Annotated in this window: 23 protein-coding genes and 1 pseudogene; 12 read left to right on the top strand and 12 right to left on the bottom strand. The window is 55.6% G+C overall.

Annotation, left to right across the window (positions count from 1 at the left end; genetic code table 11):
• Nucleotides 1–69: 69 nt before the first annotated feature.
• The 6 genes from OC597_RS05140 to OC597_RS05165 all read left to right on the top strand — a co-directional run bounded on the left by OC597_RS05140 (nt 70) and on the right by OC597_RS05165 (nt 6,487).
• On the top strand, nt 70–933 hold the full coding sequence (locus tag OC597_RS05140) for an alpha/beta hydrolase (protein ID WP_262207858.1): 864 nt from the start codon (nt 70–72) through the stop codon (nt 931–933).
• Nucleotides 934–1,209: 276 nt separating this feature from the next.
• Nucleotides 1,210–2,529, top strand: a complete 1,320-nt coding sequence (locus OC597_RS05145) for an MmgE/PrpD family protein (protein ID WP_262207859.1) — start codon at nt 1,210–1,212, stop codon at nt 2,527–2,529.
• 17 nt (nt 2,530–2,546) lie between these two features.
• Nucleotides 2,547–3,884: an LLM class flavin-dependent oxidoreductase gene (locus OC597_RS05150; RefSeq protein ID WP_262207861.1), complete on the top strand. Its 1,338-nt coding sequence runs from the start codon at nt 2,547–2,549 to the stop codon at nt 3,882–3,884.
• A gap of 16 nt (nt 3,885–3,900) precedes the next feature.
• Complete coding sequence (locus tag OC597_RS05155; RefSeq protein WP_262207863.1) at nt 3,901–4,815, top strand: ABC transporter substrate-binding protein; 915 nt, start codon at nt 3,901–3,903, stop codon at nt 4,813–4,815.
• Nucleotides 4,812–5,729 carry an amino acid ABC transporter permease gene (locus OC597_RS05160; protein ID WP_261284547.1) on the top strand — a complete coding sequence of 306 codons (918 nt, stop codon included), beginning with the start codon at nt 4,812–4,814 and terminating at the stop codon, nt 5,727–5,729. Before OC597_RS05155 ends, OC597_RS05160 begins: the two co-directional genes overlap by 4 nt.
• Entirely contained in the window at nt 5,726–6,487 is a 762-nt protein-coding gene (locus OC597_RS05165; protein WP_261254844.1) for an amino acid ABC transporter ATP-binding protein, read from the top strand. Before OC597_RS05160 ends, OC597_RS05165 begins: the two co-directional genes overlap by 4 nt.
• Nucleotides 6,488–6,526: 39 nt before the next feature.
• Here OC597_RS05165 and OC597_RS05170 read toward each other — a convergent pair whose 3' ends face one another.
• Complete coding sequence (locus tag OC597_RS05170) at nt 6,527–6,661, bottom strand: AcrZ family multidrug efflux pump-associated protein (protein WP_262207865.1); 135 nt, start codon at nt 6,659–6,661, stop codon at nt 6,527–6,529.
• Between the two features lie 625 nt (nt 6,662–7,286).
• Here OC597_RS05170 and OC597_RS05175 point away from each other — a divergent pair.
• A complete protein-coding gene (locus OC597_RS05175) occupies nt 7,287–7,826 on the top strand; it encodes a helix-turn-helix transcriptional regulator (protein ID WP_262207867.1) in 540 nt (179 codons plus the stop codon).
• Nucleotides 7,827–8,160: 334 nt separating this feature from the next.
• Nucleotides 8,161–8,454 (top strand): hypothetical protein, encoded by a 294-nt coding sequence (locus tag OC597_RS05180; RefSeq protein WP_262207868.1) that lies wholly within the window; start codon nt 8,161–8,163, stop codon nt 8,452–8,454.
• Nucleotides 8,455–8,462: 8 nt separating this feature from the next.
• Here the strand turns inward: OC597_RS05180 and OC597_RS05185 are convergent, their stop codons facing one another.
• A complete protein-coding gene (locus tag OC597_RS05185) occupies nt 8,463–8,657 on the bottom strand; it encodes a hypothetical protein (protein WP_262207869.1) in 195 nt (64 codons plus the stop codon).
• Between the two features lie 173 nt (nt 8,658–8,830).
• Between OC597_RS05185 and osmB the strand changes: the two genes are divergently transcribed.
• Both osmB and OC597_RS05195 read left to right on the top strand, forming a co-directional pair.
• Nucleotides 8,831–9,043: an osmotically-inducible lipoprotein OsmB gene (osmB, locus tag OC597_RS05190; RefSeq protein ID WP_085116717.1), complete on the top strand. Its 213-nt coding sequence runs from the start codon at nt 8,831–8,833 to the stop codon at nt 9,041–9,043.
• Between the two features lie 443 nt (nt 9,044–9,486).
• Nucleotides 9,487–10,725, top strand: a complete 1,239-nt coding sequence (locus OC597_RS05195; protein ID WP_262207872.1) for a putative porin — start codon at nt 9,487–9,489, stop codon at nt 10,723–10,725.
• Between the two features lie 31 nt (nt 10,726–10,756).
• Here the strand turns inward: OC597_RS05195 and OC597_RS05200 are convergent, their stop codons facing one another.
• Both OC597_RS05200 and mrdA2 read right to left on the bottom strand, forming a co-directional pair.
• Complete coding sequence (locus OC597_RS05200) at nt 10,757–12,475, bottom strand: penicillin-binding transpeptidase domain-containing protein (protein ID WP_261254850.1); 1,719 nt, start codon at nt 12,473–12,475, stop codon at nt 10,757–10,759.
• Between the two features lie 102 nt (nt 12,476–12,577).
• On the bottom strand, nt 12,578–14,503 hold the full coding sequence (gene mrdA2, locus OC597_RS05205; protein WP_262207874.1) for a peptidoglycan DD-transpeptidase MrdA2: 1,926 nt from the start codon (nt 14,501–14,503) through the stop codon (nt 12,578–12,580).
• Between the two features lie 293 nt (nt 14,504–14,796).
• Between mrdA2 and OC597_RS05210 the strand changes: the two genes are divergently transcribed.
• Both OC597_RS05210 and lpxA read left to right on the top strand, forming a co-directional pair.
• Nucleotides 14,797–15,078 carry a YjcB family protein gene (locus OC597_RS05210; RefSeq protein ID WP_085116713.1) on the top strand — a complete coding sequence of 94 codons (282 nt, stop codon included), beginning with the start codon at nt 14,797–14,799 and terminating at the stop codon, nt 15,076–15,078.
• A gap of 296 nt (nt 15,079–15,374) precedes the next feature.
• Nucleotides 15,375–16,163 (top strand): acyl-ACP--UDP-N-acetylglucosamine O-acyltransferase, encoded by a 789-nt coding sequence (lpxA, locus tag OC597_RS05215; RefSeq protein ID WP_262207876.1) that lies wholly within the window; start codon nt 15,375–15,377, stop codon nt 16,161–16,163.
• Nucleotides 16,164–16,175: 12 nt separating this feature from the next.
• Here lpxA and OC597_RS05220 read toward each other — a convergent pair whose 3' ends face one another.
• The 8 genes and pseudogenes from OC597_RS05220 to OC597_RS05255 form a co-directional block, all read right to left on the bottom strand.
• Nucleotides 16,176–17,123 carry an oligopeptide/dipeptide ABC transporter ATP-binding protein gene (locus OC597_RS05220; RefSeq protein ID WP_262207878.1) on the bottom strand — a complete coding sequence of 316 codons (948 nt, stop codon included), beginning with the start codon at nt 17,121–17,123 and terminating at the stop codon, nt 16,176–16,178.
• A complete protein-coding gene (locus tag OC597_RS05225; RefSeq protein ID WP_262207880.1) occupies nt 17,113–18,117 on the bottom strand; it encodes an ABC transporter ATP-binding protein in 1,005 nt (334 codons plus the stop codon). The genes OC597_RS05220 and OC597_RS05225 overlap by 11 nt, the downstream gene beginning before the upstream one ends.
• Nucleotides 18,117–19,003 (bottom strand): annotated as a pseudogene (gene ddpC, locus OC597_RS05230) (D,D-dipeptide ABC transporter permease). Before ddpC ends, OC597_RS05225 begins: the two are co-directional and overlap by 1 nt.
• Before the next feature lie 5 nt (nt 19,004–19,008).
• Complete coding sequence (locus OC597_RS05235; protein ID WP_085116706.1) at nt 19,009–20,025, bottom strand: ABC transporter permease; 1,017 nt, start codon at nt 20,023–20,025, stop codon at nt 19,009–19,011.
• Between the two features lie 48 nt (nt 20,026–20,073).
• Complete coding sequence (locus tag OC597_RS05240; protein ID WP_262207883.1) at nt 20,074–21,624, bottom strand: ABC transporter substrate-binding protein; 1,551 nt, start codon at nt 21,622–21,624, stop codon at nt 20,074–20,076.
• Nucleotides 21,625–21,659: 35 nt separating this feature from the next.
• Complete coding sequence (gene ddpX, locus OC597_RS05245) at nt 21,660–22,223, bottom strand: D-alanyl-D-alanine dipeptidase (protein WP_262207885.1); 564 nt, start codon at nt 22,221–22,223, stop codon at nt 21,660–21,662.
• A gap of 18 nt (nt 22,224–22,241) precedes the next feature.
• On the bottom strand, nt 22,242–23,114 hold the full coding sequence (locus tag OC597_RS05250) for a MurR/RpiR family transcriptional regulator (RefSeq protein WP_262207887.1): 873 nt from the start codon (nt 23,112–23,114) through the stop codon (nt 22,242–22,244).
• 246 nt (nt 23,115–23,360) lie between these two features.
• Nucleotides 23,361–24,209 carry a GNAT family N-acetyltransferase gene (locus OC597_RS05255; protein WP_261462559.1) on the bottom strand — a complete coding sequence of 283 codons (849 nt, stop codon included), beginning with the start codon at nt 24,207–24,209 and terminating at the stop codon, nt 23,361–23,363.
• Nucleotides 24,210–24,217 lie beyond the last annotated feature (8 nt).

The raw sequence follows: 24,217 nt of genomic DNA on the forward strand, positions 1-24,217 counted from the left end.
GGTCAGCATTAAGGATCAAACTTCAAATCCGCTTCAGGCAGATGATGAGGAACTACACAAGGAGACAAGATGAAAATCGATCTGCTGTTTGATGACCTGTCCGTGCGTGCCGAGCAATACAACGCCCGCGCTTCGGTAGAAGATTTTGACGCTTGCATGGCGCAATATGCGACGCTGGCCACCCAGGCCAAAGCACAGACGCCGGGGATCTGTGATATTCACTACGGCATGGGCGTTGCTGAACGCCTGGATCTGTTCCCGGCCGCCACCCAGCCTTCGCCCCTGTTGGTCTTTATTCATGGCGGTTATTGGCATTCCCAGCGCAAAGAAGAAGCCTGTTCGATGGCCGCCAGCTTCGCCCGTCACGGCGTAGCGGTGGCGACGCTGGAATATACCCTGCAACCGGAAGCCACGCTGGCGGAAATCGTCCGCGAGGTGCGCAGCGCGATAGCCTGGCTTTACCACCATGCCGGCCAATATGGCATCGACCCCGAGCGTATTTTTGTCAGTGGCAGCTCGGCCGGTGGCCACCTGAGCGGCATGCTGATCGCCGATGACTGGCAGCACCTTTATCAGTTGCCGGTGAATGTGATTAAAGGCGCGCTGGCGTTGAGCGGCCTGTTCGACATTCGCCCGCTGTGCGATATCTACGTGAATGACTGGATGCGCCTGACCGCAGAGCAAGCACTAACGCTCAGCCCGCTGTTTATGCTGCCGGAAAAGGCCAATGCACCGCAGATCCTGCTCGATGTAGGGACCAAAGAAACTCAGGGTTTTAAGAACCAGACGCTGGCTTATTACACCGCCTGCCGCGAGAAAGGGCTTGATGTCACCCTGCTGGAAGACCGGCACAGCAACCATTTCACCCTGGTGAATGAATTGGCCAATGCTGACAGCGCCATGTTCAAACATGTGATGGCGATGATTAAATAGCGTCATCGCTCACTACGGCGTTCATCCGGTGATAAAGCCTGATCCTGAGCGCCGTAGTGGCTGCTTATTCTCAATTCCAGCTTTGCTTTGCACAAAAATGACTAAGGCGGGCGCGACAGCCTGTTCCTTCGGTATCCTGCGCTATCTACTCCCTCCTATATTCCATTTGGAAATATCAAAGTCCCGTTCGTTCTTTCGGGTGCGTTCAAATCACCACACAATGAAATCTGAATCGCAGGCCAGTGCATAACCGCATAAAAAATCAGGTTTTATATCTTGTCATCGCTAATTACCGCTCAATTTGCCCGCCTGGTGTTGAATAGCCAGCCCGAGGGTTCCGCCCTGTCGGCCGCCCGTGTCGGGCTGATGGATTATTTCGCCTGCGCATTGCCTGTCGCCCAGGGCGCACTCACCGACAGCGGCCTGGCGGCGGTGAGATCGGTATTCCCGCCTATCGGGGCAGAGAACCGCGCGCTGTACTTTGGCTATGTCAGCCACTCACTGGATTTTGATGATTATCACCCTGCGCTACGCGGGCACCCAACTACGGTGGTCCTGTCTGCACTGCTGGCGCTGACCGGCGATACGCCTGATGTGCATGCGCTGCTGAGCGCCTATGCGATCGGCGTGGAAGCCGCCGGGCGACTGGGGTTGGCGGCCGGGACTCAGCATTATCAGTTAGGTTTTCACAGCACCGCCACCCTCGGGGCGGTGGCCGCCAGTGCGGCAGCCGCACGCTATTTACAGCTGACACCCGAACAAACGCAGGTCGCCCTTGGGCTGGCCGCCACCCAGGCCGCCGGGTTGCGCAGTCAGTTTGGTTCGGCAGCCAAACCGCTGCACGCGGGATTGGCTGCACGTGCCGCGGTCAATGCGGTGTTGCTGGCACAGGCGGGTTTTGCCGGCCAGCCGGAAGGCGTAATAGACAGCCTGTTGCACTCGCACGGTGACGGACGGCAACGGCCGGAGCTGTTGACCGCCGACTGGGGGGCGCCGTGGCGTATTCTGCAACCGGGTCTGGAGTTTAAACGCTACCCGACCTGCGGCGGCACCCACAGCGCCGCCGAAGCGGCATTCAACCTGCGTGAGCGTCTGAACGAACAAGGTATTCCCTCTGCCGATATTCCTGCGGCAATCAGCCACATTCAGGTCAGTTTTCCGCCTGGTGCCGATACCGCGCCCTATATTCGTCGCCCGTCAAACGGGGTTGAAGCACGTTTCAGCCTGGAATACGTCATCGCCGATGCCCTGTACAGCGGAGCCGTGCCACTGATGCACTACGGCGAAAATCCGGTGGACCCGGTGATTGCCGCTCTGGCGGCAAGGGTTGAACGCCATGCCGACCTGACGGCCCCGCCGGATGAACTGGATGCAGAGTTGCGCTTCCACCGCGTGACCATAACTCTGCATGATGGCCATCAACTCAGTGACATTGTCACCAGAAAGCAAACGACCGCCCGCCAAACCGACGTCAACGCCAAGCTGCGCAGCATTCTGCAACTGTTGCCGCATCTGGACAGCGACAGCGTGATTGATGACTGCAGGTTAATGCAGCCCAAAGCGTTGATCCGCTTAATAAAATTACTAAACCAATAATAAATATAGGAATGATTATGAGTACTTCACCTTCAACACCATCGCGTCAATTACGTCTCGGCCTGTTTGTTCAGGCGCTGGGCCACCACGTCGGTGGCTGGCGTGCCGCCGGTGCCAGCGGTTCACCGACCGACATCGACTGGTTCACCTGGATTGCGCAAAAGGCCGAAGAAGGCACCTTTGACATGTTCTTCGTCGGCGATGCGCTGGCGACCAGCGTGCACCGTTTGCCGTCTACGATGTCACGCCTGGAGCCGCTGACGCTGCTGGCCGCGCTGGCGGTAAATACCCGCCATATCGGGCTGGCGGCCACCGCCTCCACCACCTTCGACCAGCCTTTCCATCTGGCACGCGCCATGGCCTCCATCGACCATATCAGCCACGGCCGTGCCGCCTGGAACGTGGTGACCTCATTCTCCAGCGATGCGGCACGCAACTTCAGCCGTGACGACTTGCCTTCGCACGCAGAGCGCTATGAAGTGGCGCGCGAATTCCTGGAAGCCAGTTACAAACTGTGGGACGGCTGGGAAGAAGACGCCATCGTGCGTGACAAAGAAAACGGCGTTTACGCCATTGACGAGAAAATCCATGCCGCCAACCACAAGGGCAAGCATTTCTCGGTACAGGGACCGCTGAACATTTCGCGCTCGCCACAAGGGCGTCCGGTGATTATCGAAGCCGGCTCCTCACCGGCCGGGCAGCAGTTGGCGGCTGAAACCGCCGAGGTGGTGTTTACCGCCGCCGCCACGCTGGAAGAAGGCCAGGCGTTTTACCGCAGCCAAAAGCAATTTGTCGCCGATGCCGGCCGCAACCCGGATCACTTGCTGATCCTGCCGGGCGTGATGCCGATCATCGGCCGTACCAAGGCCGAAGCACAGGAAACCTGGTACCAACTCAATCAGTTGGTGGATATCGACAATGGCATCGAGCAGTTGTCTGCTCGTTTTGGATTTGACCTGAGCGGTTTCCCGCTCGACGGCCCGGTGCCGGACGTCGGTACGACCGAAGGCGGCCAAAGCCGGGTGAAACTGCTGACCGATCTGGCCGCGCGTGAAAATCTGACGCTGCGTGAATTGGCCGCCGTTGCCGCAGGTTCACGAGGACATCGCGTGGTGGTTGGTACCGCCGAAGAGATCGCCGATGACTTCCAACTGTGGCTGGAACAGCAAGGTGCCGACGGCTTTAACATCATGCCTGCCGTGCTGCCGAACCAATTGGAGCTGTTCGTCGAACTGGTGATCCCGGAATTGCGCCGTCGTGGCCTGTTCCGTGAGGAGTATCAGTATTCAACCCTGCGTGAAAACCTGGGCCTGCCGCAACCGGCAATCAACTTCGCCAACGTTAAATCGGCTTAATTCGCAGGGGAACATCATGAAAACCACCATTAAACGCACCGCTCTGTCCCTGCTGTTGGCCTCTGCCACATTGGCTCCGCTGGCCAGCGGTTTCGCTGCCGAAGACGATGTGCCCTTCCGTGCCGCAGTGAAAGCCAGCGCCGATACTGCGCTGCATGACAGCCTGCCTGAAGCTATCAAAAAGGCCGGTTACATCGTGGCGGGAACCAACCCGAATACCCCGCCAACCACTTTCTATGAAACGGACAACAAAACGCTGGCCGGGCGTGAAATCGATGTGATGAGCGCGATTGCCGATCGTCTTAGCGTAGCGATCCACTGGAAAGACACCGGCGGCTTCGACAATATCATTCCCGGCCTGAAATCCGGCCGCTATGACGTGGCGCTGGCTAACATCGACGCCAACAAAAAACGCTTCCAGCAGGTCGATTTTGTCGGCTATTACAATGCCTCCAAACTGGCGCTGATTGCCCGTAAAGATGCGGCACTTGGCCCGTATACCGATTTAGCACAGCTTTGTGGCCAAACCGTGGGTGCCGGTGCCGGCACTTCGCAGATCACCCGTTTGCAGCAAGCCAGCGATCAATGCGTCAGCGGCGGTAAACCGGCTATCACTATTCCGATCTTCCCCGACCGCCCGGCCGGCGTTCAGGCGGTGATCAGCGGTCGCGTACCGATGTTCTTCGGCCCATATGAAGGCTTGCGTTACCAGGCTACTCATGTGAAGCCGCTGGCACTGGCCGGCGACATCAACATTGAAGGCACCACCGTTGCCATTGCTTTGCCAAAAGGCTCCGAGCTGGTGAAACCGGTGCAGGCGGCGCTGAACTCGCTGATTGCCGATGGTAGCTACCAGAAAATCCTCGACGGCTGGGATATCGGTTTTGGTGCGGTGAAAACTGCCGGTATCAACGAAGAGATCGCAAAATGAGTGGGCAACACCCCATCGACGATGCCGAGCTGCGCATTGTCGGCCATCGGCATTATGGGCGTTGGTTCAGCGCGCTGCTGGTGCTGCTGATCGTGGGCATCATCGCCAATTCGATGGTGCACAACCCGCGCTTCGAATGGGCGGTGGTGGCGGAAAACTTCACCGAAGACTCGATTATCAACGGCGTGATCATGACGCTGAAACTGACGGTGATTTCGGTGATCTTCGGCTTCGCCGGTGGCGTACTGTTGGCGTTAATGCGTCTGTCGGCCAACCCGGTGTTGGTGGCAGTGAGCTGGTTCTATACCTGGTTCTTCCGCGCAGTACCGATGCTGGTGCAGCTTTTCCTGTGGTACAACATTGCCGCGCTCTATCCGCGTATCAGCCTGTGGATCCCCTTTCTGGGCGAAGTCGCCAGCGCGCCTACCAACACCATTATCAGCACCTTCAGCGCGGCGGTGATCGCCCTGGTGATGCATCAGTCGGCTTATGCGGCAGAGATTGTGCGGGCCGGTATCCAAAGCGTCGGCAGCGGTCAGTTGGAAGCGGCCAAGGCTCTGGGCTATCGCCGTGGGCAGATCCTGTGGCGGGTCGTGTTACCGCAGGCCATGCGCACGATTCTGCCACCGGCCGGTAATGAGGTGATCGGACAGCTTAAAACCACCGCGGTGGTATCGGTGATTGCCCTGCAGGATGTACTGTATTCGGCGCAGATCATCTACCAGCGCACCTACGAGGTGATCCCGCTGCTGCTGGTCGCCACGCTGTGGTATCTGGTGATGACCTCTATTTTGTCGATCGGTCAGCACTACGTTGAGCGCTACTTTGGTCGGGGCAGCCAGGCCACGGGCAGTAACTGGCTGTTCCGCAACCGCAAGCCCCCGATTAGCCCGGCACAGGGAGCAGAATCATGAGTGCCGCCATTGTGATTAATCAGGTACGGAAGTCCTTTTCCGGCACCGAAGTGCTGAAGAATATCAGCCTGCAGATCCCGGCGGGCTCGGTCACGGTGATCCTCGGCCCTTCCGGCTCGGGGAAATCGACCCTGCTGCGTTGCATCAACCACCTGGAGAAACTCGACGGTGGTACCATTCGCGTGGGCGAACAGCTCATCGGCTATCGCCAAAAAGGTCATCAGCTGTATGAACTGAAGGAGCGCGAGGTCGCCGAACAACGCAAAAGTATTGGCATGGTATTCCAACAGTTCAACCTGTTCCCCCACCGCACGGTGCTGGAAAACGTTTCCGAAGCGCCATTGCTGGTTAAAAAGGAAAAGAAATCTGTGGTGCTGGAACGGGCAAAAGCCCTGCTGACCCGCGTCGGGCTGGAACACCGTATCCACGCCTGGCCGCGTGAGCTTTCTGGCGGTCAGCAACAGCGGGTCGCCATTGCCCGCGCGCTGGCGATGAACCCCGAGGTGTTATTGTTCGATGAGCCGACTTCTGCGCTCGATCCTGAGCTGGTGGGCGAAGTGCTGCAGGTGATGAAAGGCCTGACGCATTCGGGCATGACCATGGTGGTAGTAACGCACGAAATCGGTTTTGCCCGCGAGGTAGCGGATCAAATCATCTTTATGGATCAGGGGAAAGTGGTGGAAACGGGAACTGCGCAGCAAGTACTGGATGCGCCCTTGCATCAAAGAACGCGTGACTTCCTGGCCACCGTACTTTAAACCTGCGTCGGGGGGCATTGCGCCCCCTGATCATTAAATTCAGCCTTTCTTTTTGCCTATGGCGGAGAAAAGATTACACAGCTCACCCAGGCCATAAATCGAGCCAAGTAACACGGCTATCATTACCGGCACCAGGAGCACCACGGTTGCCAAACTCTCAATCATCTCTAACATCGTCGTCACCTGGTTTTTAAGCAGAGAAAAGCCATCTCAGAAAAGAAATATTTCCCTGAGTTTTCTTAAGGTTATTTTTGCTTGATTTCAATCTGTGATGTAGATCACACCCTAACGTCGCTAATGTAACTTACACAGTTGCATTACTGCAATACAAAAAAATGCTCTTTCTCAGCAGCCGATTTCCCCTCATACCAAGCACCAAAAATCACCGTGCCAACCTGACGGGAAGCCCCAGCAGATCTCGCCTGCAGGGATCAACGCCCGGGCCTTGTTTTTATTGAACACAGATAAAATAATGCCCCCAACAACGCAACTATTGTAGAAAGGTAGCAAGAATGAAATATTCACCAAAGATATATTTATGCGAAAATAACAGTCATTACTTGGGTTATCCCCAGAGGATTCATAGCCAAGAATTATAAACTAACCAGACCTTTCACAGGATTATTCCAGGGAACTATCTATGATAAAAAAAAGAGGAAAATGCAGGCAATGCCGGTGGGCTTTTAATTAATTCCTTAACAACTTAAATTTTATTTTTTGCCAATGCCCTTGGCCACGGACTCAGTCCATATGCACATATTGCCAAAAAGAGGAGTGCCCCTACCAGGGAAACATCACCATGATATTACCGAAACCTGCCATTACCGATATTCACGGCAAACAACCGTCCCCCCTTTTGCCACCCCAGCTAGCCAGCCTGCTGACCGACAATGAACGCATTATTATGCAAGGCCTACTCAGTGGTCAGGCCCTGACCACGATTGCCTGGAGACTTAAGCGGGATGTCCGCACCGTCAGCAACCAAAAACAGGCGGCCATGGCCCGACTCTCTTTGACCAGCAATGCCATGCTGTATGCCCTGGGCGCTTTACTCGGCCCCCCCTTGAGCTCGAATATCACTGTCCGTCGCCAATTACTGGCCCCCCGTGAACAGTTGGTGATGAAAGCCCTTCACAAGGGTCTAAGCGTGACAGATATCGCCTATCAACAAGGACGTAGCGTGAAAACGATCAGCTATCAGAAGCGTCGATTGATGCAAAAACTTGGGCTGAATAACGATGTGGCGTTATTCGCACTGGCCCCCCAGCAGGCTCGGGTTTTGCTCAAATCCTGGTCTTGCTGGCCAAAAACCGGCATTGAGTCATCACTCTCAAGCTGAGACAGACTTCAGTGAGACTTTTGATGCTTCTTTGACTTGTTGTGCCGGAAGTCTCTTTTTCATCAGCGATCTCACCCCAGACAACCTCACACTATGTTCAAAATTTAATTTTGTTTCACATGGAACCCATTCCACATCAATTTGATTTCAATGGGAATATATAATTTAATATATTTTAAAAAGCAATTATCAAAAATAAACAGCAGGAATGAAGTAGTGAGTAAACTCCCGTTTGTGCAAAAATAATGGACGCAGCTTATCGTTATCGCGAAAGCATTATTAAAAATAGATATACATGGTTAAATTGTTACATATTTGTTTCAGGGAGAGACAGGTGAAATTTAAAACGAATAAACATCTCAGCGCCTCATTCACAATGAATATTCCTGTTATTTTAAAAAAAACACAGTCAGCCAACAGAAACATCACCCTCCAGAAACATCATCAGGGGGTATTCAGCAAGTGGATATCTTTGACCCTCAATAACAAGATGACGACATCATCGGTAAAGATCAAAAGAACCCCCATTCAGTGGCTTGAACGCTATGCCTGGCATGGCGTATTTATCATCAGCGGCTTATTTTGGCTGGTGGTCTGTGGGTTTATTTGGTTTCTGAGTTCACTTTAAGTCAATCATTATAGAATAACTTCAAGGCCCTCTCTCGAGGGCAGAAGACCCTGCTTCTTTTCCCTAATGCACACCAAGGCATGCCGTTGTCGATTTTTCTCGTAACTCATGTAGATCTGCTGGTCAGTCAGATTAACAGCACCTGTGACGACGGCAGTACCATAGAGATGCCGTTTTCTCGCGCCTGCAGTCAGGCTGTTCATTTTATCTCCAGCTCAAATGCGGGAAGCCGTTCGGCAAAATCCGAATGCTCAAAATTAAGAATATTTACCTATTCTAATTTCTTCCACAGGAATACATTCATCTCAACTTTTACCGGCCGATTAATCAGTGATTTCTTTGTCTGTTAATTAGCCAATTTTACCAGGAAACTCTTATGAACATTAAACGTGCTGCAGGCGTAATGGTTGTTATCATGGCAACGCTTTCCGTGACTGCATGCGGGAATATGTCTCACCGCGATCGCAACACGGCTATTGGTGCCGGCGTAGGCGCATTGGGCGGTGCAGTATTGACCGACGGCAGCACGCTGGGGACCTTGGGTGGCGCAGCACTGGGCGGCATCATCGGCCACCAGACCAGCCGCTGATCCTTACAGCAAAAAAATATCAGTTTCAGGTCGGTTATTGACTGTTTAAAATAATCGACCTGAAATGGATGTCATTCCATTATTTATTAATATTAAAGAAACTCAGCAGGGATTTTTATTATCCATCATAAAACCCAATCAGAATAACAGTCCAAGTCCTACTCGCACACTCCCTCACCTTTCCATGACCTGTCAACCGACGCTTCGTGAGCAATGTTCGCTTTACTCGCACTGACCTTTTTATTTCTTGACTTGAAAAATGTCAGGCTTATAGTTTCCATATTAAATGTGGAACAAAGTTTCATATTTGAAACTTAATCAAGGTTAAAATAATAAATACTTAACCAAAACTTGTCTCATATATAAAACCCAAGCAACGCTTCCATTATTTTATGGCGGAACGCGCTCGCTTTTAAAAAGTCAGTCTTGATCAGGGGAAAGCCATGCGTAAGGCCATCATCATAACTTTACTTTTATCACCAATGAGTTACGCCAATACCACCACAGCAGACAAGGACAAACTCGTCACCGGGTCGGCGGTAAAAAAGAGCAGTCCGGTATTTCCTCACCTGCATTGGCAAAGCACAGATAATAAGAAAAACATTGATATCGGTGGAGCATTGCGTGCCAATTACCGCTATGAGGATTGGGGTAGTAGCAATTATCGCAACCCGCCGCACTTGCGTTTTGACGCCTTCCGCATCGATACCAGCGCCAATTATAATGACGCATTCTTTGATTCTGGTTTTTGGTTTCAGGATCGCCGGAAATACGCTATCGACCGTGCTTATGTCGGTTATCACCTGACTGGCAACTCGGACCTACAGCTTGGCGCACCTTTCAAACCCTTTGGGTTGCAACCCTATCCGCAGTTTGGGTGGTCCTACGGCATCCCGTTTTACCTCGGTTTCGGTGTTAATAACGGGCTGGGTGCCAAATACCAATACCATGACAATGCTTGGGCATTCGATGCAGCCTATTTTCCCCGCATGATGCCGGCAGGCGTGCGCTATGCGCCGGAGGTGGGCAATTATGACGATCTGAAAAACACCAACTACGGCTCGCAGCATTTGCAATCCAACGAGAAACGCGACCAGGTTAACCTGCGTCTGACGCGTGAGTTCCATCAGGGTGACTGGAACAACGAGCTCGGCGGCTCGCTGGCAGGCTCCCGGCTCTATAATCATGCCACCGGGGATAATGGCTCTTTCTGGGCGGCAGGCCTGCACGCGTTGGTGAACTACGACCCATGGCATCTGTCGACCCAGGTTATCCGTTATTCTTATGACGCCAAGGGGCCTGAGGGGGCAAACAACTCGGTGATTTTAATAGGCGGTAACGGCCTGACCCCAGCCTATTTGATTCCGGCGCAGGCCACTACCGCGTCGATCAATCTGGCACGCGATGTCGAAGTGCCCTGGGGACCGGTAAAAAAACTGCGCTTTTATAACGATTACAGCGTGCTGTGGAAGGATAAGGACGGCGGGTCAGACTCTAAAATGAATACTCTCGGGGTGCAGATCTTTGCCCTGCCGGTGATGGTTTGGGTTGATTTGACCTGGGCGCAAAACGCCAACCCCTGGGGTGGTGCCGAAAACGCCACCGGCTGGACCAGCACCCAGTCCTCCGGCAGCAATAAATGGTATTTTCGCTCCAACGTGAACATCGGCTACTACTTCTGATCCGGTCCCCCTCCATCGAGGGGGCTTTGCGTCACCCCTTAACCTGAGACACCACCTTCAACGGCTGGGCATCCGGCAGGATGTTCATATGCTCCAACACCTGAGCCATAATTTTGCCGAACACCGGGCCGGCCACCGAGCCACCGAAGTGCTTACCGGCTTTCGGGTTGTTGACCATCACTACCAGCGCCACCTGCGGATCGCTGGCCGGGGCCACACCGGCGGTGTAGTTGATATACCCGCCGTCGTATTTCCCGTTGGTCCCCATTTTCTCGGCGGTACCGGTTTTAATCGCCAACCGGTAACCCGGTACCGCAGCGCTGAGCCCACTGCCACCCGGCAAGGCATCGCTTTCCATCATATGTACCACGGTTTTTACCGTATCTTCCGGCAGGATCCGTTGTCCCATCACCGGCGGCGTGACCCTGGTGATCGACAATGGTCGATAAACCCCATAGGAACCGATAGTGGCATATTCGCGCGCCATCTGTAGCGGCGTCACACGCAAGCCATAGCCAAAGGAGAAGGTCGCACGTTCGATATCCGCCCAGCGCTCACGGTGCTGCGGCAAGTAGCCGCTACTTTCGTTACCGATACCCAGATCGGTCGGCAACCCCAGGCCAAAGCTTTTGTAAACCGCCGGCAGTACAGTGGCCGGCAACGCCAGTGCGATGTGTGAAACGGCAATGTCACTGGATTTTTGCAGTACGCCGGTAATGGTCAGCTTCGACCAGTGGCCCACATCCTTGATCAGGTGACCGTTGACCCGATAAGGCGTGGTATCCAGCACGGTATCCGGCTTAATCAAGTGGTGCTCCAGCCCGACCATTACCACTACCGGTTTCACCGTGGAGCCCGGCTCGAAGCTGTCGCTGCTGCACACGTTACGAATGTCTTTCGTCGGTGTATTGGCATAGTTGTTTGGGTTAAATGATGGGTAGCTGGCCATACCCAGCACCTCGCCGGTATTCACTTTCACCAACACCGCACAGCCAGAATCGGCCTGATTCGCCACCACTCCGTCGCGGATCTGCGCATACAGCACGTATTGGATGAATTTATCAATGCTCAGCGTAACGTTCGGCGGTGGCACAGGATCGACGTTTTTGATCACGCCAATCACCGCCCCGCTGCCATCCTTCTGGTAGACGCGCAGCCCGTTCTTGCCTTGCAGCAAGTGGTTAAAGCCCAGCTCAATGCCTTCCAACCCCTGATTGTCCTGTCCGACAATACCGATCAACCCGGCGGCATCCTGACTCATCGGATAAAAGCGGCTGAAGTCCTGTTCCGTGCTGACACCGGTTAAATGCAGCTTGCTGATATAGTTGGCATTATCATCTTCAACCTTACGCGCCAGATAGACAAAACGCTTATGGGCGTTAGTCTGGATCAGCTTCTGCACCTCGGTCAGCGGCATTTTCAGCACGTTGGCCAGACTCTGCCAGCGCTCATTAGTCAGATCGGTATGGGTATCGATAATATGTTTGGGATCCAGCACGATATCTCGTGAGGATACGCTCACGGCCAAGGCTTCACCATTGCGATCGGTGATCATCCCCCGGTTGGTCGGCAGCACCTGGGTACGGATCGAACGCTGATCCGCCTGATCCGCCAATTGCTGGTGCTCCAACAGTTGCAAATAGCCGACCCGGAACGCCAGCAGGAAAAAGCAAACCAGTATCCCGGCGCAAATCCAGCCAAAGCGAAGGGTGGAGTAATTTTTACCGCTTTTTTTTGTTAATGGCGCCACTGTTAACCCTGCGTTTTTATTAAGGTTATGTAATGATTTCAGTCTAACCTGACAAAAATCTTTAGAAGATTGCAGTTTGTAAGAAAGTAAAAACAAACGCGTTTAGGGCTGCACGTCCGCACTGTCGTTTAACTCCGGTTTAACTTTCAGGTCGCCGCCCGTCTGTGGCGCATTAGCCGGGTCAAAAATATGGTCGAGGATTGCCCGTGCGGTCGGCCCTGCCACTACGCCGTCACCGCCGCCGTTTTCCAGAATCAGTGCCATGGCCACCCGTGGATTTTTATAGGGGGCAAACAGCGTATAGAAGATGTGGTCGCGCAACCGCACTGGGATCATCTTGGCGTTATAGGTCTGATTTTCTTTCAGACCGAACACCTGTGAAGTGCCGGACTTGGCGGCAATTTGGTATGGCGCGGTGTGGAACAGCTTGTAACCGGTACCGTTCGGCAGGTTGGCCATGCCGTACATGCCGTTGCGCACGATGCCCCAATACGGCGATTTGGCATCGCCAATCTGCGCGCTTTTTGCCGGCGGTTGGTAGCGGCTGACCCGGTTGCCCTGCTTCATCGAATACAGCAGATGCGGTGTTTTCACCTTGCCGTTATTGATCAGCGTGGTTAATGCCTTCACCATCTGGATCGGCGTGGCGACCCAATACCCCTGGCCTATCCCCACCGAGATGGTGTCACCCTGATACCAGGTTTTTTTATGCACTCGCTGTTTCCATTCGCGGCTTGGCAACACGCCACGATACTCTTCATTAAGATCGATCCCGGTAGCCTGGCCGTAACCAAACTGGCTCAGCCAGCTGTGAATACGGTCAATGCCCATTTCATACGCCACCTGATAGAAGAAGGTATCGGCAGACTCTTCAATCGCCTTGGTCACGTTCAGCATGCCGTGACCGCTTTTGAGCCAGTCACGATAATGGCGTTGAGTACCCGGTAAGGTCCAGGTTGGAGCACCAAAGAAAGTGGTGTTGGGGGTGATCACCCCGGCAAACAGCGCAGAAGTGGCCATGTAGGGTTTCACGGTGGAGGCCGGTGGATACAGCCCTTGCGTGACGCGGTTAATCAGCGGTAAATCGGGATTGGCCAGCAGAGATTTATAGGCGGAGTAACTGATGCCCTTCACGAAAGGATTGGGGTCATAACTGGGGCTGGACACCATCGCCAGAATGCCGCCGTCACGCGGATCCTCAACCACCACCGCCGCACGCTGCCCCTTCAACACGGATTCAATGTACTGCTGCAGCGGCAAGTCGAGCGTTAGATAGATATTCTTGCCGGCCTGCGGTGGCTGCTCCTTCAGCAGGCGTATCACCCGGCCATGGTTGTCCACCTCCACTTCCTGATAGCCGGTGGTACCGTGCAGTTCAGCCTCATAGTAAGCCTCAATGCCCTGCTTGCCGATATTGTGGTCGGCAGCGTAGTTCTCGCTAAGGCCTTCTTTATCCAACCGTTTCAAATCAGCGTCATTGATTTTCGATACATAACCCACCACATGCGCCAGCTCGGCACCATAGGGATATTCACGTTGCTGATAGGTATCGATAGTTACCCCGTCAAAGCGATATTGATTGACCGCAAAACGCGCCACCTCGGTTTCGCTCAGCCCGCTTTTTAGCGTCACCGGCTTATAGCGGCCATTGTGGTGCATGTCATCGCGAAAGGCGGTGATGTCTTCGGGGGTCAGATCGACAATCGGCGTCAGTTCTTGCAGCAGTGCGGTCATATTGTCGATTTTGCTGGGAATGATCTGGATCTGGTACAACGTAATATTGCGTACCAGCGGGGTACCATTGCGGTCGAAGATCAGCCCGCGGCTAGGAGCAATCGGCACCATTTTAATGTCGTTCTGATTGGATCGCGTTTGGTAGAACCCATGCTGTTTAATCTGCAAACGGTACAGATTGGCGACCAGTACGCCAAAACAGGCAACTACCAGCACCATCGCCACACCTGCACGGCGAATAAACAGCATTTCCTCTGCAGAATGGTCACGAATTTTATCTTGTAATAGGGCCATGCGTGGCGAGTTACCTGTCTGACGTCACACTTTCCCAAGATAAATCAGGGCAGTGAAAGGTCGGCAAGCATAGCGTTATTGGTGAAGGTGCCCCATTAAAAGGTTGCTAATGAAATGGCATAAATGTTTCAGCATGTTGGAATGTTACCAAATGCCGATTTTTCTCCCGGTCAGGGATTGAGCCGCCGTTTGCGCCAGTGCTACAATGTGACGCAGATCACACTATTCCATTTTTGCCCGCACAAACCTCCCGGCGCCCTGCCGGTTGCGGCTTTTTCCAAGGACCCTGTTCGATGAGTGCCATTGCCACCGGTTTTATTATGATGCGCTGGGAGTTACTGAGCGCCGTTATGATGTTTATGGCCAGCCAGCTAAACGTCGTTTGCCGTAAGACCAGCCGTAACGGTATGGCATTTATGTTCAGTAGCCTGGGGCTGTTCACCACCTGCTGGTTTGTCATGGGCCTGATGGGCATCAGTTTCAGTCAGGAAGGCTTTGTGCTTTTCTGGTCACACGCCTGGGACATGTATGTCGAAGTCGTCAGCAACACTCCCACCGACTGGCCCATGCCCTGAGCCAGAGTGGACAGGCAAAGCGTGACCGTTTTGCCTGTTGTTGATCTTCTGTTTACCGCCGGTGGTAACATCCCGTTATTACCCAAAGGTTCATAAAATAAATAAAATATAAAGTAGCAACCTAAGGCGTCTACCGACATATGCTGGCCCCAGACGACCTTGTCACACCGACGGGGAGGCAAACTTCCTGCCCACACTTTCCTGTTCCCCCCTTAATTAATCCAGAATCCGGCTTAATAATTAACCGATGACTGGCCTGGCTGATGGATAGCCACGCGCCGCCATCAGGATGCGTCATGATTTCTCCTTCTGCCCGTATTGCCGACAACAGCGTGATTGAGCCCGGCGTGATTATCGGTGCCCGCGTGCGTATCGGCCCCTTTTGCTACATTTCTGCCGGAGTTGAGATTGGTGAAGGTACCTCGATCGCCTCGCATACGGTGATCAATGGCCTGACACGTATCGGCCGTGACAATGTCATCGGTCAGTTTTCCTCGATCGGCGAAGCCAGCCAGGATTTGAAATATGCCGGTGAGCCGACCACGCTAATCCTCGGCGACCGCAATCGCATCGGTAAATACGCCACCCTGCATCGCGGGACGTTGCAAGGCTGCCAGCGCACCCTCATCGGTAATGACAATGATCTGCGCGACAATGTGCATGTTGCCCATGACTGCATCATCGGTGACGGCACTTACCTCGGCGATCACAGCGGTTTGGCCGGGCATGTTGAGCTGGGCGATGCCGCCTGGGTCGGCGCCCGGTGCGCGATACATCAATTTTGCATTATCGGTGCCCATGCCCGGTTAGACGACCACTCCCTGGCGGTGCAAGATCTGCCGCCTTTCGTACTGGCTGCAGGGCAGCGTGCCAAACCCGGTGGTGTACACCTGTCCGCCCCGGCTTTTCTGGCCGCCGACCCGCAACAGCAGCGGGTGATTCACTCGCTGTATGACATGATCTACCACCGGGCCATGGCGCTGGAGGATGTCCGGCAAGAAGTCATTCACCTCAGCGTGGAATACCCGCTGTTGAGCCTGTTCCTCGATTTCTTTACACGTTCGACGCGCGGTATTATCCGTTGATCAAAGAGGCCGTTATGCCACCTTATGGCAACGCACCGCCGTGCCTGCCAGATTGACACGCAAGTTTTGTGGCAGTTGGCAGCCTTCCCCGGCATAGGGACAACGCTCACGGAAAAAGCAGCCCTGGGGTAACTGGCGGTTGCCCGGCAGTTCGCCCTTGCGGTCTTCAATGGCGCTGTCGCTCAGCGAACGACCGGCGCGGGGTACTGAATCCAGCAACAGCCGGGTATAGGGATGCTGCGGCTGGCGCAGTACCTGCGCGGTCGGTCCCAGCTCAACGATTTGCCCCAAATACATCACCGCCACCCGGTCGCTCATGTGCTGAATCACCGAGACGTTATGCGAGATCAGCACGTAGGTCAGGTTGCGTTGGCGCTGCAGTTCCACCAGCAGATTGAGGATCTGCGCCTGCACCGAGATATCCAATGCCGAGGTGGGTTCATCCAGCACGATGATATCCGGCTGTGAGGACAATGCACGAGCAATGGAGATGCGTTGGCGCTGCCCGCCGGAAAACTCGTGCGGCAGCCGGTCAATCGCCTCCGGCCGCAGGCCGACCTGTTGCGCCAGTTCTGCCGCCTGTGCTCGCCGCTGCGTCACGCTGTTATGCTGCTGTACATACACAGGTTCGGTGATTATGCGCCACACCGGCAGACGTGGATCGAGCGACGACTGCGGATCCTGAAACACCATCTGCATGCCGCTGCCAAACCAGGAACCTTGGTTACGTGCACGCAACAGTTCGCCGCTGCTGGGCTTCAACAATCCCATCAGCAACTGCGCCAGCGTGCTCTTGCCGCAGCCGGATTCGCCGACGATACCCAGGGTTTCCCCACGCATGATATTGAGATCCAGCCCATTGAGCGCATGCACATACTCTCGCGGCTTACCACGCCAGTTATAACTGGCGGGAAAGCGCAGCCGCACGTCGCGCAGTTCCAACAGCGCTTCAAGGTTCATTTATTACCTCCTGTTCGATTGACTGCGGATGCCAGCAGGCCACCCGCTGGGTCGGTTCAGCGGCCAATGGCATCAGCGACGGCGTTTGTTGGCACTGGGCGTCGGCGTGGCGGCAGCGGTTGCTGAAGGCACAGCCCGGCGGCAACGCACTGAGATTGGGCACCGTGCCGGGAATAGCCCGCAGCAGGCTGCGCGGTTCGGCACGCTCCGGTGCCGCCAGCAACAGCCCGATGGAATACGGGTGGCTCGGGTGTTCGATGACTCTGGCGGTAGCTCCGCTTTCTATCACGTGCCCGGCGTACATCACATACACCCGGTCGCAAAGCTGCGACACCACCGCCATATCATGGGTGATGAACAGCACCGCCGTACCGCTGGCGCGCGCTTTCTGCTGTAACAATCGCAGCACCTGACGCTGCACCGTGACGTCCAGTGCGGTGGTCGGTTCATCGGCGATAATCAGCTCCGGCTCACAGGAGAATGCCATGGCGATCAGCACCCGCTGGCGCATACCGCCGGACAGCTCAAACGGATAACGTTCCATCACCCGCTCCGCATCGGCAATTTGCATCTCCCGCAGCAGTTGGATCGCTTTGTCACGGGCCGCCGCCGCCGATAACCGCTGATGCAGACGGATCACTTCACACATCTGGCGACCAATCTTGCGCGTCGGATTCAGCGCGCTCATCGGCTCCTGAAAAATCATCGACACCCTGGCCCCCCGCAGTTGGCGCATTTGTCGCTCGCTGGCCTTCAGTACGTCGGTACCCAACATCTCCAGCGAACCGCCGGTCACACTGTAGCCATCCTCTGCCAACAGACGCAGGGTCATCATCGCGGTCACCGACTTGCCGGAGCCGGACTCGCCCACCACGCCGACAATCTCACCGGCCTTAACCTGCAGTGAAACACGATTGAGCGCCTTGACGCTGCCGCCGTAGACCGGGAATTCCAGTTGCAACTCATCGATAGATAAAACGGTAGTTTCACTCATCAGCGTCCCCGGGTTTTAGGATCCAGCAGGTCGCGCAGACCGTCGCCGAACAGGTTGAAGCCGGTGGCGGTGATCAGGATCGCCGTTCCGGGAAAGGCTGAATACCACCACTGGTCGAGTACATAATTACGGCCGTTGGCCACCATCGCCCCCATTCAGCGGTCGGTTGCTGGGCACCCAGGCCGATAAAGCCCAGCGTAGCCGCCATCAGGATCGCGGTGCCGATATCCAGTGACGCCTGAACCACCAACGGCGGCATCACGTTACGCAGCACATGCCAACCGATCAGGTGCCAGCGCGAAGCGCCAAAGGTACGCGCCGCCTGCATGTATGCCTGGTGGCGTAACGTCAACGTCTGGCCACGCGCCAGTCGGACATAAAACGGAATGCGCACCACCGCAATCGCCAGCATGGCGTTGAACAGGCTGGGACCCAGCGCCGCCGCCAGCGCCATGGTCAACACCAGCGAAGGCACCGACAGCATGATGTCCATGCAACGCATGATCAACGCATCGACCGTGCCGCCGATCACGCCGGAGAAACAGCCAAGCAGCGAGCCAATGCCCCCCGCCAGCACCACCACTGCCAGCCCGGCGGCCACCGACTGTCGGCTGCCGACCAGCACCCGGCTGAACAGATCTCGGCCCACTTCATCAGTGCCGAACCAGTGATTGGCAGAGGGCGGCAGCAAACGCGCGGTCAGGTCAATCGCATCCGGGTTGTGCGGTACCAGCCACGGTGAGAACAACATCAGGAACAGCACGATAATCATGATGGCGGCACCCAGCAGCGTCAGCGGGCTACGTCGCACCCGGTACCAGGCACGTCGCAGGCTGACAAAGCGTAAGGCGGGTTGTGTCACTGGCGGTTGTTCGATTTGAGTCATCGTCATTATCCCTCGCGCCCCATTCGCGGGTCGATCCACAGGTAGAGCAGATCGACAATCAAATTAACCATCACGTAGGCGAAGGACACCACCACCGCAAAGCCCATTACCGCCGGAAAATCCAGCGCCTGAATGGAGTCCACCACGTAAGCGCCCATGCCCGGCCAGGCGAATACTGTTTCGGTCAGCACCGCACCGTAGAGCAGATCTCCCAATGCCAGCCCCAACACCGTTACCGATGGGATCAACGCGTTCGGCAATGCATGACCCAATACCACTCGCCAGTGCGAAAGACCGTTGGCGCGAGCAGTACGGATATAGTCCTCCCCCAGTTGTTCGAGCATCGCCGAGCGGATTTGCCGCGCCACTACCCCGAGGTGAACAAACGCCAGCGTCAGCGCGGGCAAGATCAGATGCTGCAGGCTGTTCCAGAACGCTTCGCCGTTGCCGGTCAACAAGGAGTCCAGCAGGTAGAAGCCGGTGATATGGGTGGGCGGATCCAGCCAGTCGTCCAGCCTGCCGCCGCCGGGTAAGAGATTCAGTTGGCCGTAAAAAAGGATAATGACGCCCAGCCCGAGCCAGAACGCCGGGGTGGAGATGCCGGTTACCGACAGCAGTCGTACCAGATGATCGGGCCATTTATTGCGATAAACCGCTGACACCACGCCGAGCGGCACCCCCAGCACTATTGCCAGCAGCAAGGCGCAAAAAGCCAGCTCCAGCGTGGCGGGAAAGAAGGCACGCAGATCCTCCAGCACCGGGCGGCCGGTGCGGATGGACGTACCCAAATCGCCATGCAGCAGATCCAGCACATAGCGGCCAAATTGCACATATAACGGCTGATCCAGGCCCAGTTGCTGGCGAATATGCTGGACGATTTCCTCGCTGGCACGGTCACCGGCCAGCAGCCGGGCAGGATCGCCGGGGATCAGGTGCGAGATGGTAAAGGTGATCACGCACACCCCGAACATCACCAGCACCAGCCCCCAGCAACGCTGCCGGATAAGGCTCCAAACGTTCATAGCGATTTCCCATGGTGCAGGGGCAGCCAAACGGCTGCCCGAAGAAGATTACTTACTCATCTGCCCAACGTTGAACACCTGCTCCAGCATCGGGTTATACACAAAGCCCTTCACGTCTTTGTTCATCGCCACCTGGTAGTTTTTCTGGAACAGATAAACATAGGCCGCCTGGTCGATGACGATTTTCTGCGCCGCCTGGTAATCGGCGGTACGCACCTGTTGATCGGACACCGAAACCGCTTTCTTCAACAGCGCGTCTACCTGCGGATCGCTGTAGAACGAACGGTTGCCCGGCAACCCTTTCTTGTCGGATTCGAACCAGTAGTTCATGAACATGTAGGGGTCGGCAAAATCCGGGCTCCAGTTGCCGATGGCGATGTCGTAATTCCCCTGACCGATGCGGTCACGCATGGTGGCGTTGGCCAGTTTCTCCAGTTTGACATTGATGCCTACCGTCGCCAGGCTGGCCTGCACCGAGAGCGCAATCGCCTCCCAGTTTGGATCGCTTATCGAGTACAGGAAGTTCAGTGAAGCCGGTTTATCCTTCACCGCAGCCAGAGCCGCCTTGGCCTTGTCCGCATCCTGGCTGTATTGCTGCGCGTTGGCATCGTAACCCCACATGCCTTCCGGGATCGGGCCACGCATCTGTTTACCGTTGCCGCCGAGGATGCCCTTCACCATGCCCTGGTAATCCACCGCGTAGGAAATGGCGCGGCGCAGATCGACCTGGTTCAGTGGCGCTTTGCCGTTGTTAAGGTACAGATAGGTCACCCGCAGAGACGGATACTCATTGACCGCCACCTTGTTTTCACTCTTCAGTGCCGTCAGTTGGTCAATCGGCAGCGATTCGGCAATATCCAGGTCGCCACGTGTCAGTTGCAAACGGCGGGTAGCGCTTTCACCGATGATTTTCACCGTCACCCGTTTAAACGCCGGTTTGGCCCCGCTGTAATGTGGATTCGGTACCAGCACCAGTTGCTGGCCTTTTTGCCAACGATCCAGTTTGTAAGCACCAGAACCGGCGCTGTGGTTGGCCAGCCAGGCTTTGCCCTCATCCGCCGGATTGGCCTTGGCAATCGCCGGGTTAACGATACCGGCCCCGTCGTTGGCCAGGGTGTACAGGAACGGCGCAAACGGCGTTTTCAAGGTAAAGCGTACCGTCAGCGGATCCACCACCGTGACCTGCAAATCTTTCGGGAAGGCTTCGGACGGGCCCTGACCAATCTTCATCAGGCGTTCGAACGACCACTTCACCGCTTCGGCATCGACGTCCGAACCATCATCAAATTTGTTGCCGGGTTTGAGTTTAAAGGTCCAGACCAACTGATCGTCAGAAGCCGTCCAGCTCTCGGCCAACTCACCTTCCACCTGGGTCGAGCCTTTGCCACCTTCGGTTTTGTACTGCACCAACCTTTGGTAAGCCGGATAAGTCACCGTCCAGTCGTTGTTATCAATAGTGACCGCCGGATCCAGCGTTTGCGGGTCGGCCGCCTTGCCAATCACCAGCATGTCCTTGGGGACCGCCGCCTGCGCCTGACCCATTCCCGCCAGACCCAACGTCACTGCAGCCGCCAGAGCGGCGTATTTGATCTTATTCATAAACAAAGCTCCTGATGCGTTGAATGTGTGTTGTTTTAATCGTAAGAAAAACAGCCGAAGCGATCGGCCAGCAGCGGGTAATCCCCGGCGTTGGGCAGCTCAAAGTGCCACCATTCGCTGGCGATACCGCGAAAACCTCCGGCGGCCATCACCGCATTCAGCAGCAGCCGGTTGCGCTGCACCTCCGGAGGGAAATCTGGGTAAAACGGGTGGGAGCGTTCGCTCATCTCATCAAAGGCGGTGCCCATATCCAGTGCCATGCCGTCGGCATCCAGTAGCGTCACGTCGATCGCCACGCCGCGGCTATGGTGCGAACCGGTTTGCGTGCTGGTGACATACTGCGGGTCCGGACAGGCCAGCCACAGCAGTGCCTGCGCCTGCTGTGGCCGATAGGCGTCGAACATCAGCAAGGAAAAACCGGCCAGCTTCGCCGCCAACAGGCAGCGCTGCAGCCCCGGTAGCGCATCGGGATGCAACAGGCAACGGTTCTCCAGGTAAATCGCCCGGCCGGTCAAGTTGTCGGCGCTGGCGTATTTCAAATCGATCGGCAGTTCGGGAAAGGCCTCAGTCAGATCGATTAAAGTTACATTGTCACTCATTGCATTTTCCCATAGCGGTTAAGATTCAAATTGCCCCAACTCTTTTTGCAGGCTGCGGTTATTGGCCAGCCGTTGTTCCACCGCCGCACCGCCCTGTTCCAACACCGAAGACAACAACAGGTTGAACAGGCAACTTAACGGCGCCAGCGAATCCCAAAACTGGCCGGTGTCGGTTTTCACCTGCAGCAGGTCAATCGGGTAATCCCGTGCCCACGGGCAGTAAATATCGGTGATCAGCGCCAGCCTTAGCCCACGTGCGCAGGCCGCCTGACAGTATTTCTGGGCGATGGTGGAATAAGCGCGAGTGTCGGTCAGCACCAGATAGGGCGTGCTGAATTCAGAGTTGAGTGATTCCACATAGGTGCCGGACAACCCGTCGGCGTAGTAGACCTTGGGGCGCAGGTATTCCAGGTGGCTGTAGAAGGCGTTGGCGATGCCGCGCGTCGATTGAATACCGATCACAAATACCGCTTCCGCTTGCGCCAACTGTCGGCTGACCTGAGCAAAGGCTTCGCCACCGGCCAATTGATAAACCTGTTCGATCGCCTCCAGCTCCAGCGTTAACGACTGACGAAGCTTTTGTGGTTGCGGTTGTTCACGCCGTTGGCGATAAGCTCCCAGGCGATCGGTCACGCCCCAGGGCTGGTACAGTGCCGTTCCCTGTTCACGCAGCGTGCGTTTCAAATCGTCAAGATTGCGATAACCCAGGCTACGCAGGTAACGCCCCACCGATATGCCACTGGTGGCGGTGCTGCGGGCGATGCTGTCGGCCGTTTCAAACGGCACCTGCGCCAGATTGGCCAGCAGGTAACCGGCGATGCGCTTGCCGGTCGGGGTCTGTACCGCAAATGACGCTTCTATTTGTGCGATCACATCAGGATGCTCTGCCATAGTTCGCCCGCTGTTGTTGAGTTGTCACCAAACCACCTTCTGTTACTCAGGTAACAGAGACTAATGATGACAATGCATGGCCTGTGCCAATTGCGGACTACTGGGGAAGAATTCTCGCGCGGCGGCGGACGGCGGTGCAGGAACGGCAGATCCTGCGGTTACAACATAGTCATCAGTTGATAACTATTGCACAACATTTGGGCAATGCATCTGGCAATGCACCGCCGTGAACCCTTAATTTCAATTTTATGACCAGGCTTGCGAAACCAGTGCAAAAGTCTGTGCAAGAGAATAATCCGGTCTATAAGGCGTGCCACGAACCATGATGGTGGGTGTATCCACGCAAGGCAGACCACGCTGGTTCAGCCATGGGCTAAGGCCGCTGACCAAGGGGGTATCTACCCGCACGAACTGGCCACCGCAGGGTTGGCACAGGGAGTCAATCAAGGCGATCGCGTCGGCAGGATCTGACGCCACCACCGGGCCAATCATGCTGCCATAACCAAAACGACGCCGCAGGGCAAAACCGACGGCAATCCCCTGCCGCTCCAGCACCAGCGCCTGCCCGGCACTTGCCAGTAACTCTACCAACAGCGGTTGACGCTGCATGCCACTGGCAAGCAAATCCAGCTCACTCAGTAAGCCAATATCCGCAGGCAAAGCCGGACGAAGACTTAGCCCGTTTGGCAACGGTGCAGCATCGCGTAGCGGCAACTCCCGGCATTGATGCTGCGCCAGGGTACCTTGTTCGACAAACCCCAATTGCTGATACAGCGGCTTGCCCTGATCGCTTGCCACCAATTGCAGCTGATAAGTACTCAATGGTGCCATCAACTGCTGCATCATTGCCCTGGCGATGCCTTGCCCTCGGTGCTGCTCGGCGACAATCACCAGCCCCAGCGTGGCACGGTGTTCGCCCCACAGCCAGCGTAGCGCACAGCCTGCCACCTCACCGCTGGCCTCGGCAATTACGCCGCCCCCCAACGACCACGCCTGCTGCCAATCCTCCAGCCGGTGGGGCCACTGCACATGCTGTGATAGCCAATAGGCTGGAGCCACGTCGGTTGACTCCATATCTCGTAGTTTAAATATCATCGCCCAGT

The sequence above is a fragment of the Serratia proteamaculans genome, from assembly GCF_946227095.1.
Classification (GTDB): domain Bacteria; phylum Pseudomonadota; class Gammaproteobacteria; order Enterobacterales; family Enterobacteriaceae; genus Serratia; species Serratia proteamaculans_E.

Coding starts and splice junctions, on each gene's coding strand:
- OC597_RS05140 (WP_262207858.1), top strand. CDS start 70: ATGAAAATCGATCTGCTGTTTGATGACCTGTCCGTGCGTGCCGAGCAA.
- OC597_RS05150 (WP_262207861.1), top strand. CDS start 2,547: ATGAGTACTTCACCTTCAACACCATCGCGTCAATTACGTCTCGGCCTG.
- OC597_RS05155 (WP_262207863.1), top strand. CDS start 3,901: ATGAAAACCACCATTAAACGCACCGCTCTGTCCCTGCTGTTGGCCTCT.
- OC597_RS05160 (WP_261284547.1), top strand. CDS start 4,812: ATGAGTGGGCAACACCCCATCGACGATGCCGAGCTGCGCATTGTCGGC.
- OC597_RS05165 (WP_261254844.1), top strand. CDS start 5,726: ATGAGTGCCGCCATTGTGATTAATCAGGTACGGAAGTCCTTTTCCGGC.
- OC597_RS05170 (WP_262207865.1), bottom strand. CDS start 6,661: ATGTTAGAGATGATTGAGAGTTTGGCAACCGTGGTGCTCCTGGTGCCG.
- OC597_RS05175 (WP_262207867.1), top strand. CDS start 7,287: ATGATATTACCGAAACCTGCCATTACCGATATTCACGGCAAACAACCG.
- OC597_RS05185 (WP_262207869.1), bottom strand. CDS start 8,657: ATGAACAGCCTGACTGCAGGCGCGAGAAAACGGCATCTCTATGGTACT.
- osmB (WP_085116717.1), top strand. CDS start 8,831: ATGAACATTAAACGTGCTGCAGGCGTAATGGTTGTTATCATGGCAACG.
- OC597_RS05195 (WP_262207872.1), top strand. CDS start 9,487: ATGCGTAAGGCCATCATCATAACTTTACTTTTATCACCAATGAGTTAC.
- mrdA2 (WP_262207874.1), bottom strand. CDS start 14,503: ATGGCCCTATTACAAGATAAAATTCGTGACCATTCTGCAGAGGAAATG.
- OC597_RS05210 (WP_085116713.1), top strand. CDS start 14,797: ATGAGTGCCATTGCCACCGGTTTTATTATGATGCGCTGGGAGTTACTG.
- lpxA (WP_262207876.1), top strand. CDS start 15,375: ATGATTTCTCCTTCTGCCCGTATTGCCGACAACAGCGTGATTGAGCCC.
- OC597_RS05220 (WP_262207878.1), bottom strand. CDS start 17,123: ATGAACCTTGAAGCGCTGTTGGAACTGCGCGACGTGCGGCTGCGCTTT.
- OC597_RS05225 (WP_262207880.1), bottom strand. CDS start 18,117: ATGAGTGAAACTACCGTTTTATCTATCGATGAGTTGCAACTGGAATTC.
- OC597_RS05235 (WP_085116706.1), bottom strand. CDS start 20,025: ATGAACGTTTGGAGCCTTATCCGGCAGCGTTGCTGGGGGCTGGTGCTG.
- OC597_RS05240 (WP_262207883.1), bottom strand. CDS start 21,624: ATGAATAAGATCAAATACGCCGCTCTGGCGGCTGCAGTGACGTTGGGT.
- ddpX (WP_262207885.1), bottom strand. CDS start 22,223: ATGAGTGACAATGTAACTTTAATCGATCTGACTGAGGCCTTTCCCGAA.
- OC597_RS05250 (WP_262207887.1), bottom strand. CDS start 23,114: ATGGCAGAGCATCCTGATGTGATCGCACAAATAGAAGCGTCATTTGCG.
- OC597_RS05255 (WP_261462559.1), bottom strand. CDS start 24,209: ATGATATTTAAACTACGAGATATGGAGTCAACCGACGTGGCTCCAGCC.